The organism is Pedobacter sp. 01T416_2 (assembly GCF_056398925.1).
Map to the genome: position 1 here is coordinate 1 of NZ_JBFTQI010000131.1, position 9805 is coordinate 9805.

10 protein-coding genes and 2 tRNA genes are annotated in these 9805 nt (G+C 39.3%); 6 read left to right on the top strand and 6 right to left on the bottom strand.

Annotated features, from left to right (window positions below; all coding sequences use genetic code 11):
• Window positions 1–618 precede the first annotated feature (618 nt).
• Genes AC1DPQ_RS07925 through AC1DPQ_RS07935 form a run of 3 tightly spaced genes read right to left on the bottom strand, consistent with a single transcriptional unit; the run spans window position 619 to window position 2173 of the window.
• A complete protein-coding gene (locus AC1DPQ_RS07925; protein ID WP_086545783.1) occupies window positions 619–786 on the bottom strand; it encodes a type II toxin-antitoxin system antitoxin in 168 nt (55 codons plus the stop codon).
• A gap of 2 nt (window positions 787–788) precedes the next feature.
• Window positions 789–1310: a hypothetical protein gene (locus AC1DPQ_RS07930; protein ID WP_477608701.1), complete on the bottom strand. Its 522-nt coding sequence runs from the start codon at window positions 1308–1310 to the stop codon at window positions 789–791.
• A gap of 5 nt (window positions 1311–1315) precedes the next feature.
• Window positions 1316–2173, bottom strand: coding sequence for an SPFH domain-containing protein (locus tag AC1DPQ_RS07935; protein WP_029276438.1), 858 nt, complete (start codon window positions 2171–2173; stop codon window positions 1316–1318).
• Window positions 2174–2363: 190 nt separating this feature from the next.
• Between AC1DPQ_RS07935 and AC1DPQ_RS07940 the strand changes: the two genes are divergently transcribed.
• The 4 genes from AC1DPQ_RS07940 to AC1DPQ_RS07955 all read left to right on the top strand — a co-directional run bounded on the left by AC1DPQ_RS07940 (window position 2364) and on the right by AC1DPQ_RS07955 (window position 6048).
• On the top strand, window positions 2364–4370 hold the full coding sequence (locus AC1DPQ_RS07940; RefSeq protein WP_157280269.1) for an HD family phosphohydrolase: 2007 nt from the start codon (window positions 2364–2366) through the stop codon (window positions 4368–4370).
• An 82-nt stretch (window positions 4371–4452) separates the two neighbouring features.
• Window positions 4453–4539 (top strand) — tRNA-Ser (locus AC1DPQ_RS07945).
• 100 nt (window positions 4540–4639) lie between these two features.
• A tRNA-Pro gene (locus AC1DPQ_RS07950) sits at window positions 4640–4713 on the top strand.
• 255 nt (window positions 4714–4968) lie between these two features.
• Entirely contained in the window at window positions 4969–6048 is a 1080-nt protein-coding gene (locus AC1DPQ_RS07955; protein ID WP_477583221.1) for a sensor histidine kinase, read from the top strand.
• A gap of 96 nt (window positions 6049–6144) precedes the next feature.
• On the opposite strand, the gene AC1DPQ_RS07960 is transcribed toward AC1DPQ_RS07955, so the two are convergent.
• Together AC1DPQ_RS07960 and AC1DPQ_RS07965 are read right to left on the bottom strand one after the other, a co-directional pair.
• Window positions 6145–6450 (bottom strand): hypothetical protein, encoded by a 306-nt coding sequence (locus tag AC1DPQ_RS07960; protein ID WP_477583223.1) that lies wholly within the window; start codon window positions 6448–6450, stop codon window positions 6145–6147.
• Window positions 6451–6529: 79 nt separating this feature from the next.
• Window positions 6530–7300: a TlpA family protein disulfide reductase gene (locus tag AC1DPQ_RS07965; RefSeq protein ID WP_477608703.1), complete on the bottom strand. Its 771-nt coding sequence runs from the start codon at window positions 7298–7300 to the stop codon at window positions 6530–6532.
• A 356-nt stretch (window positions 7301–7656) separates the two neighbouring features.
• Between AC1DPQ_RS07965 and AC1DPQ_RS07970 the strand changes: the two genes are divergently transcribed.
• Complete coding sequence (locus AC1DPQ_RS07970) at window positions 7657–8202, top strand: putative glycolipid-binding domain-containing protein (protein WP_477608705.1); 546 nt, start codon at window positions 7657–7659, stop codon at window positions 8200–8202.
• A gap of 270 nt (window positions 8203–8472) precedes the next feature.
• Window positions 8473–9186, top strand: a complete 714-nt coding sequence (locus AC1DPQ_RS07975; RefSeq protein WP_477584844.1) for a DUF92 domain-containing protein — start codon at window positions 8473–8475, stop codon at window positions 9184–9186.
• A 335-nt stretch (window positions 9187–9521) separates the two neighbouring features.
• Here AC1DPQ_RS07975 and AC1DPQ_RS07980 read toward each other — a convergent pair.
• Window positions 9522–9805 (bottom strand): hypothetical protein (locus AC1DPQ_RS07980; protein ID WP_477608707.1); only part of this gene is annotated, 284 nt, incomplete at its 5' end.

Here is a 9805-nt window from a genome sequence, read left to right on the forward strand (position 1 = left end):
CCAAAACTGCCAATAGGCGTTCGCACAGCTGATACAATTACAACTTCTTTCATGTAAACTAAATTTTATGAATTTTTGGTTAGGCCGCTAAGTTATGCATTTTAAATATTAAACAAACCTCGCAAGTTTAATTCGGGGTTTCTGATGTCTTCATTAGCCTCATTGAGGGCTAACGCCGTTCCAAAACCTGCGAGGTTTAAAAATAACGTTTAGAAAATGATTTTAGCCTATTCGAAAATAATAAGTTTTAATGGGTTTTTGGAAAGGTGCTGTAGTGATACTTAGGGGTGTTCAGTCCTGCTGTTCGCTGTAGTCCCGACGTGAAGTCGGGAGCTGCCGCTTCCATCAGGTTTAAATTACTTGGGGTGGTGCTGCTTGGGACAAAAATAAAAACCTCGCAGGTTTTTAAAACCTGCGAGGTTTAATTTAAAACGCTGGGTTTTGCGTTAGGGATTGTAAGGGTTCAGTGCCGATCTTCATCGGCACCGGAGCGAAGCGCAGCCCTGAAAAGCCCGACCCTTGCGTAGCTTGGGTAACGCCCAGATCAGTTTTACAGTTTTTAGTTGGCGATTTGCAGTTGGCTACGCTCTGGGCTTGAAAACTTCGGAAGTCTTGCTTTTATTCTTCTTTTGCTTTTCCCTTTTTTCTCGATTTTATAGCCTGTGTAAGTAAAAACTCGATCTGCCCGTTCGTACTTCTAAACTCATCGGCAGCCCAGGTTTCTACTTCTTTTAATAAAGCAGGACTAATTCTTAATACAAAAGCTTTTTTATCTTTCTCCGCCATTCTTATTGTATTGCTTGTATATTATATCTYGTTTTTAAATTAATAAGGAACATTTGCAGTTCATCTATTTTATTACTGCTAAACAATAGCTTTTTGCCGTTTTTAAATTCAATCTGTAAACCTTTATCTTTATCGTTTAGGATATAGGCCTTGTCGTTAAATTTAAACCAAAGCCTGCTGCGAACACCAAATCCGCCATAATCTCCTAAAGCATTGTACTTATTAATATAAACTTTCTCCATGTTGCCCCAACTCAATAGCTTCAATTTGGTTTGAAATGGAAAATACTTGTAAGAAATGCCTTCAGTGCCGACCTGCAAAGTCATTTTATTTTTTTGAAGCAGGTAAATAATCGCAAAAGGAAGGAGAACGGCCCAAAATGGGGCGAAATAAGTAGCTTTTAAAGTTTCAAAGCTCATTCCGCCTTTATCAAAAAGTACGATACTGACGACCATAACGGCATCAATAGCCAATAAAATATAAAGCCACCAAAGTTTTAAGCTTTGTTTTTCCTCAAATTCCATTGTTCCTAATTATATAATGTTCCGGTGTTTACCACGGGCTGTACATGGCGATCGCCGCAAAGCACAACCAGTAAATTGCTTACCATAGCTGCTTTACGCTCTTCATCCAGCTCAACAATTCCTTTTTGAGATAATTTCTCTAAAGCCATTTCTACCATGCCCACAGCGCCTTCAACAATTAATTTACGGGCTGCAATAACTGCAGTGGCCTGTTGACGCTGCAACATGGCACTGGCAATTTCTGGCGCATAAGCCAAATGCGAAATTCTGGCTTCTAAAACTTCAATACCTGCTCTCGATAAACGTTCGTTCAGTTCGTTTTCTAAAAGTTCACTTACTTTATCAGCACCATCTTTTAAAGTGATGCTGGTTTCTTCGCCCTCAGCATGATCATAAGGAAAAATGTTGGCCAAATGCCTTACAGCAGCTTCACTTTGAATGTTTACATATTGCATGTAGTTTTCTACAGAGAAAACGGCTTTGGCCGTTTCGTTTACTTTCCAAACCACCACAGCAGCAATTTCGATCGGGTTGCCCAGTTTATCGTTAACCTTTAACTGCTGCCCGTTTAAATTGTTTGCTTTTAACGATAAACGTCTTTTAGCAGTTAGGGGATTTACCCAGAAAAATCCATCGGCTTTTACTGTCCCGATATATTTTCCGAAAAGGGTGAGCACCATTGATTGGTTGGGGTTGATGATTAAAAAGCCCGGGAATATTAAAAATATATCTATGGCCAGTAAAATTCCTCCCCAGAGAAAAATTTCTGAAACAAAACAGAAAATAGAAGCGCCCAGCAATGCGATGCATAGTGCGAATGTCAGGTAGCCCGATGGCGGATTAATAATTTTTTCTTGATACATAATTGATATTAATTTGATATCATAAAGTAAAATATAAAATCTGGTAATTGCAAACAAAACCTGTAAAATGTATATTAGATAAAAATGCTATTTTTGACAATACAATAATTACATCGTTTTGGCTAAAATCAAGAGAAATTCACACAAAATCCTTTACCGGAAGTATTCATCAAACCTAAAATATGTGATGATGATATTTACCGTTTTCATTATTACGTTATTCCTGCCCAAGCAGCCCCGGTTTAGGTATGAGTTTGAAAAAAATGCAGTATGGAAAAACAAGGACCTGATTTCTCCCTTCAGTTTTGCTATTTTAAAAACCAACCCACAGGTTAGTGCCGATAAAAAGAATGCGCTAAAAGATATTTTGCCTGTTTATCAATTCGATAGGGGCATTACGGCAAATGCTTTGGAAGAGTTTGCCAATGAGTTTGATGTGAAATGGAAATCTAAGCAACTTAACGAAAAAGACAAGGACGTATATAAAAGCGCTTCCTATAAATTGCTGCAGAACATTTACGAGAAAGGGATTATTGGTTTAAATGTAAAACATCAGGCAGGAGGGAAGAACTATGACTTTTCTTTACTTGAAAACAATGTTGCCCAGGAAAAGAATACACAGGATGTTTTTACTGCAGAATCGGCCTTGAAGTTTTTTAAAGATAATTTTAAAGCCCCCAATCAGGTTATGGGCGATCTGGTTGCAAACCTCGCCATTGATCATATTACCCCGAACATTGTATTTGATGAGCGGCTAACCCAAACCATACAGGACAATACGGTTAACAATATCTCTACTACCAAGGGTATGGTGCAAAAGGGAGAGCTTATTGTAGCGAAGAATGATGTTATTGATGAAGAAATTTATCAGAAACTGGAATCTTATAAAGCAACTTACGATGCACAAAGCAAAACAATAGGGAGCAGGGCATTGGTTTATTTGGGGCAGGTAATATTGGTTGGTTTTATACTTGCCATTTTAATGTCGTTCCTTTTTCTTTTCCGGAAGGATATTTTTGCCGATAACCGCCAGCTTTCCTTAATCCTGATTGTTACCACGGGGATGTTATTGGCATTAACCTGGGCCATTAAAATGGAAATCCCAAGTTTGTACTACATTCCGTTCTGTGTGGTGCCCATTATCATTAGGATCCTGTTCGATACCCGTTTGGCGCTTTACCTCCATATGCTGGTAATTTTAATTGCTGGTTTTTTTGTGGCCAATAGTTTCGAGTTTGTGTTTTATCAGGTTACTGCGGGCATGGTTGCCATATTTAGTATAAAAAACTTTGTTAAGCGCGAAAGATTCCTGGTTTCGGCCTTATTTATTCTTTTGGCTTATTTTGTTTCTTTTATAGGTATTGCCCTGCTTCGTGAAGGATCTTTCCGCGAAATAGAATGGATGAATTTTATTCCTTTTGTTTTTAGTGTACTTTTATCTCTTTTAGCTTACCCCTTAATTTATCTGTTTGAACGTATTTTTGGTATCACATCTGATGTAGCCTTAATTGAGCTCACCAATACTAATAATAAACTCTTAAGGGAACTTGCCTTTAAAGCGCCTGGAACGTTTCAGCACTCTTTACAGGTGGCAAACCTTGCAGAGGCCGCGATATTTAAAATAGGGGGCAATTCGGTGCTGGTAAGGGCAGGTGCTTTATATCATGATATTGGTAAAGTAGACAATCCACAATATTTTATCGAGAATCAGAATACCGCTGTTAGTCCGCACGATAAACTGCCATATGAGCAAAGTGCGCAGATTATTATTCAGCATGTGCATAAAGGAATTGAGATTTTAAGGAAGAACCAGATTCCTGAAGCGATTATCGATTTTATCAGAACACACCACGGCAATACCCGGGTTGATTATTTTTATCAGTCTTTTTTGAAAAATACACCTGAAAAATTTGTCGACGAAAACATTTTTCGCTACCCCGGACCAATACCTTTTAGCAAAGAAACTGGTGTGCTAATGCTCGCAGATTCGGTCGAAGCTGCCTCAAGAAGTCTGAAAAATCCCGATGCTCAGAATATAAATGACATCGTTGAAAGGATAATTAACTACAAATTAGAGCAAAATCAGTTAGATGATTGCGATTTAACGTTAAAAGATATTGAGACTATCAAATTGATATTCAAGACGATGCTTATGAGTATCTATCATGTGCGTATAGATTATCAACAAATTTTGTAATTTTTTTTTGTTGGATAACTTGTTTTACTATATTTGCAGACCTCAAAACAACGCCGGTAGGGCGGAAAATAGAGGTCGAAAAGGAGAGGTGCCTGAGTGGCCGAAAGGAACAGTTTGCTAAACTGTCGTACTGGTAACGGTACCGCGGGTTCGAATCCCGCCCTCTCCGCAGAAAATAAAAATTTGCAAAAATAAATGGAATTATCAATTTAAAACCGTTTCTTTGCAATCCCTTCGAAAAAGGGAAATAAAAAAGAAGATACCAAGTTCGGGATGTAGCGTAGCCCGGTATCGCGCCTGCTTTGGGAGCAGGAGGTCGTAGGTTCGAATCCTGCCATCCCGACGAAAACAGGATGTATAATCCATCAAAAACCCTCTAAATCAAGTGTTTAGAGGGTTTTGTTTTTTATTGGGTTGGAATGGGATAATGATACCAACCGTTTTTAACCCAAATCTGTACCCAAATTTTTTGCTGCCAAAAGAACTGACCAGGTTTGGTTCAGATTGGTGTATGGTAGGCTGTGTGATTGTGGCGATAGATATGCATTTATTGTCTATCTTGCAATGCCGATCCGGACTCACCCTGTAGGCCATACGCATGCAGAACAAAGCCGAGCAGATCAGCACGCTTATCAAACTTAATGAAGAACTGGAAAACTATTTCAGAAATACGATCATTCCCCAGCTGTTTGTCGATGCACATCTAATACTGAGAAAGTTCACGCCACCGGCCATGCGCCAGTTCAGCCTAAAACTCGCCGATGTGGGCAGACCTATCGCAGATATCAAAGAAAATTTTCGTTTTCCGACTATTATCGAGAATATTCAGCATGTTATCGACAGCGGGGAGATTCTGGAAAAGGAAATTCAGACCACAGACCTGCGTTGGTATCAGATGAACATTCTTCCGTATATCGTTCAGCGTGACAAGAAAACAAATGGCGTGATCATCACTTTTGTGGAGATCACCATGCGCATACGCGATTTAAAAGAACAGGAAAAACTGATTGCTGAGCATGAACTGCTTTTGGATACTATCTCGCATGATATAAAAACACCGCTCACCAGTCTGGCACTTACGATCGAGATGCTTAGAAAACTACCAGAGAAAGATATGGAACGGTTTCCAGTGCTTTTGGAAAAGGTGGAGAACAGCCTGACCAAAATGCAACAGATAATCCATGACTTAACCGATTCCCGTGAACAAGAGCACCGTTATAAAGCGGTGGAGGAACTGTTGGATTTTGAGCATATCCTGGAAGATATCAGGCTCACGCTTGCACCGCAGATAAATGAATCGTCTGCAAAGATAAAGACTGATATCGGTTTTTCAGAAATCTTATATATCCGCCGTAAACTGCGTAGCATAATCTATAACCTGGTCAATAATGCCATAAAATATAGGTCAAGCGAAAGGAATCCGGAAATTTTGATCAAAACCCATCAGGAAGGGGATTTTATGGTAATTGCCGTAAAAGACAACGGAATTGGGATTAGTGAAAATAACTTAACGGGTATTTTCGGGAAATACCAACGGATTTCCCAGTCCGGTGACGGCTCAGGGATCGGGCTTTACCTGGTTAAGGAAATTGTAGGTGCTTCTGGTGGAAGGATTACCGTTGATAGTAAATTGGGAGAAGGTTCAATATTTACTGTTTATCTGAAAATTAAAGGTTAATCTTTTGTCAGGCGCCATTATTCTTTGGGTGTTAGCCATATTCTAATCACTTACTGGGCCGCCTACCTTTATCCTTCTTAAACAATATTAAGACAGCTATTGCGGTGGTGCTTCCAGCTCATCATCGCTGTCAAGTTCAATATTTTGAAGTTCTTCCAAATGAGCCGTGCCAGGATGCACAAGTTCGATCTGTTCTGCTAACATATGCAGGATCTCCAGCTCAATAGCTGCCGGGTTCTGGCATACATGCAAAAAATCCCGGCTGTCGGGCTCCAGACTGGCCACAAATTTCCCGTCCTGGTAGATTTTGTATTTACAGCCACCAGTAACGTGATGCGGGTGCTGTTCAACCTGGAAATGGCACTTATGATTGGGACTAAGGGTTACGGTAAAGTTGTCCATAAGGGTTTCATGTTTTATATATAACAATCCCAGGGTAACGCTTGTTTTTAAAAGGGAAGGGGTTTCTATTATTTCATAGCTAAAGAGTTTTCAACAGCTTATCAACCTCAGCATATTGTAGCGTAAATTTCCTGATCTTTCCATCCCTGCCAATAATCAAATGTGAAGGGAATACCCTGGTGCCGATAGAATCAACCATATAATGATCGGCGTTTGCTACAGTTTGATATTTGAATGTTACCTTATTAAGGAATTTCTTTAATGGTTCGACTTTGTTAGATGCAAGACTAACAAAAAGAATGTCCTTACGATCCTGGTATCGATCAACGATTTTGTTCACTTCAGGCATTTCTTGTACACAGGCAATACAGCCTATAAACCAGAATTTCATTACCAAAATTTTTCCCTTGGTATTTTGGTTGTTGTATCTATGGCCTGTTAAATCTACAAATTCAAACTTTGGTGCAGGCTTGCCTACAAGCGAAAGTTGAAAAAGCCCCTGACGGGCCTGGTCTATCAGATAATATTTTGGCGAGTCCTCAATAAGCACATTAATTTTGTACAGTTGGTATAAGTTTCTACCTGCTCCTGTTTTTAACTTTAAGGGTAAGTACCGCCCGGATAGCACCTCGCTCAGAAACGTTTGTTTATCCATAGCTTTTCCTTCCGTATCGAAAGCACTATAATCAGAATCGAAGTTGACGTATTGTGTGATATAGTTTGAGAGCTGGTCACGGCCTTGAAGAATATTTGTGGGCTGAACCAATGGGGTCAACTCTTTTTCACTATTACATCCCAGAAATGTAATTATCAACAGGATACAAAAAATAAACTTCGGAAATGTTGTCATATTAATGGATTATTTGAAGATACTTATTTTATTGTCAAGGCGGCGTACTTTTGTAAAAGCCTTTTTAAGTGTGCTTTCTTCAGCGATAACGTCAAAGAGGCTTTGACGTTCTTGCTCTTTTTTGTGGCTAGTAATTATTTTCAATCAATAGCCTAGATAATATTATTTAAAAGCGATTTCAACATAATTATTAGCGGGAAACTTGAGCTGCCATCAAAAAGTGAAGAGAACTATTTTTCTAGAAATACGCAGTTAAATCTCTAAATAAAATAATTTTCCAGTTTTCGCCTTATTGGACCGTGAATTAAGCTGCTTAAAACCAAGTCGGCATTAAGATTGTTTAATTTCAAATCATAATGGAGAGAAACATAACATGGGAAGGCTTGGAATACAGGTCCCTGGAAAATTGTACCTTAACGGAAACAGATAATGGTGTCGCAGTTACATCGATTATTACATGCCAGGTTAATAACCAGGCGACTAAAATCTTATATAAAATTCTTACGGATACGTTGTGGGAAACCTATTTCGTTGAAATAAATGTCATATTGGGCGGAAATGAAAAAACACTTCTTCTAGAAAAGAAAGGTGATCATTGGCTGGTCAACAATAAGATTGATCATCGATTTGATGGTTGTGTCGATATTGATATTTCATTAACACCTTTTACCAATACATTGCCGATAAGAAGGTTGGTTTTTATTGGGCAATTGAGCAATAGGATCGAGGTGATATACATAGACATTATTGCTGATCTGATAATACCTGTAAGGCAGTATTATACTAAAATATCAAATTCGGTATACCTGTATGAAAACGAAAAATCGACATTTAAGGCCGAGCTAAAAACCGATCCGTATGGATTGGTAATTGAATACCCGAAACTATTCCGCGAAAAATAGCACCCGTTTATTCTGGTCGTTTAAATTCATTTCGGGCTCCTTCTTGATTTCAATCTCTGCATGGATAATCAGCAGTAAGATTGGGTATTTCAGGGAAAATGGCTGCTCGTTTTCTTATCAAACCGAAGTACAACTAACCGTTACTTTTATCGATCTCTTTGGTAACCCAAGACTTGTGACCACGGTCGATTTTGACGTTTTTGGTAGTTCGTAACAGCACAAATATTTCCATGTGCTTTTTCGTGAATATATTTCAAATATATTTGTGATATGTTCAATAGCGGCATCTTTTTGCCTATCATCATTATTTTAGGCATGGCCTACAGTATCTTGGCAAAAAAACTGACGGTTCTGGCCGCTTTTACGGGCGGGGTACTGGCATGCCTTATTTTTACCGCTGCAGGTTACTTCGGGCTTGCGATGATGACCATGTTTTTTATCCTCGGTTCTGCTGCCACCTCCTTGGAGCGGCACAGAAAGCAGGCTTTTGCCACTAAGGATGAAGAAAAAAAAGGCCGTAATGCAATGCAGGTACTGGCCAATGCCGGGGCTGCGGCCATTGCAGCTATAGTTACCCTGTCTTATCCCCGGCTGGCTTATTTGATGCTTCCGGCAATGGCGGCAGCCTTTGCCTCGGCTACAGCGGATACCCTGTCCTCCGAGCTGGGGATGCTTTATGGAAGACGGTTTTTTAATGTTATTTCCTTTAAGCCCGACCGCTGCGGAATGGACGGGGTGATCAGTCTGGAAGGGACCCTGATCGGTATAGCAGGTAGCTGTATTATTGCTGGCATTTATGCGCTAGGATGGGGATGGAGTATCAGCTTTTTCTTTATTGTTCTTGCAGGTACGTTGGGTAACCTTACTGATTCCATATTAGGGGCTGTGCTGGAGCGGAGGGGGTTGATCGGGAATGATGTGGTCAATTTTTTGAATACATTGACAGCAGCGATTGTAATTGTGTTGTTGGAGATTTTTCTTTAAGTCTGGGTTTATTTATTCCCATTACACCTTAAGCCATTCGGCACAAGCAAAAATAATTTAACCACAGATAGAAAGGATGCACACAGATATGAAAATCCGTGTTATCTGGGTGCATCTATGGTTAAAAACGCTTAACTTAACGAACATTGGGCATGGGAGACACTCGGTAAAATTTTTAATTGAGTTGGGGTTTTTTAGTTAAAGTTCGTTAACGCTCTTGAAAGTAATCAGCCAAAAGGACTATATTTATCACTATAAAATCTTGGATTGTCCTGTAAGATCATTGATAATGCTGAGCATGTACTCAGTTTTAATATTTTAAGATTGATAAATTATTAATTAACCAATGCTTTCTTTCTTGAGTTTACAAAACTCAATAAGTAAGCCAGTAACAGAAGAGGCACTGCCATCCAGATTATTTCGTGGACACCAAACTTCGCGATTACAATGCCGCCTAAGAATGCGCCTAATGAAATACCGATATTATAGCAAGATGTTAAAAGACTGTTTACAAATTCCAATGCATTATGGGGAACGGATTGAGTGGTTCGAATGTTGGGCACTAAAAATCCACCTGTATGGATCATGCCCCATAAGGAAACAATAATTACCATAGGGA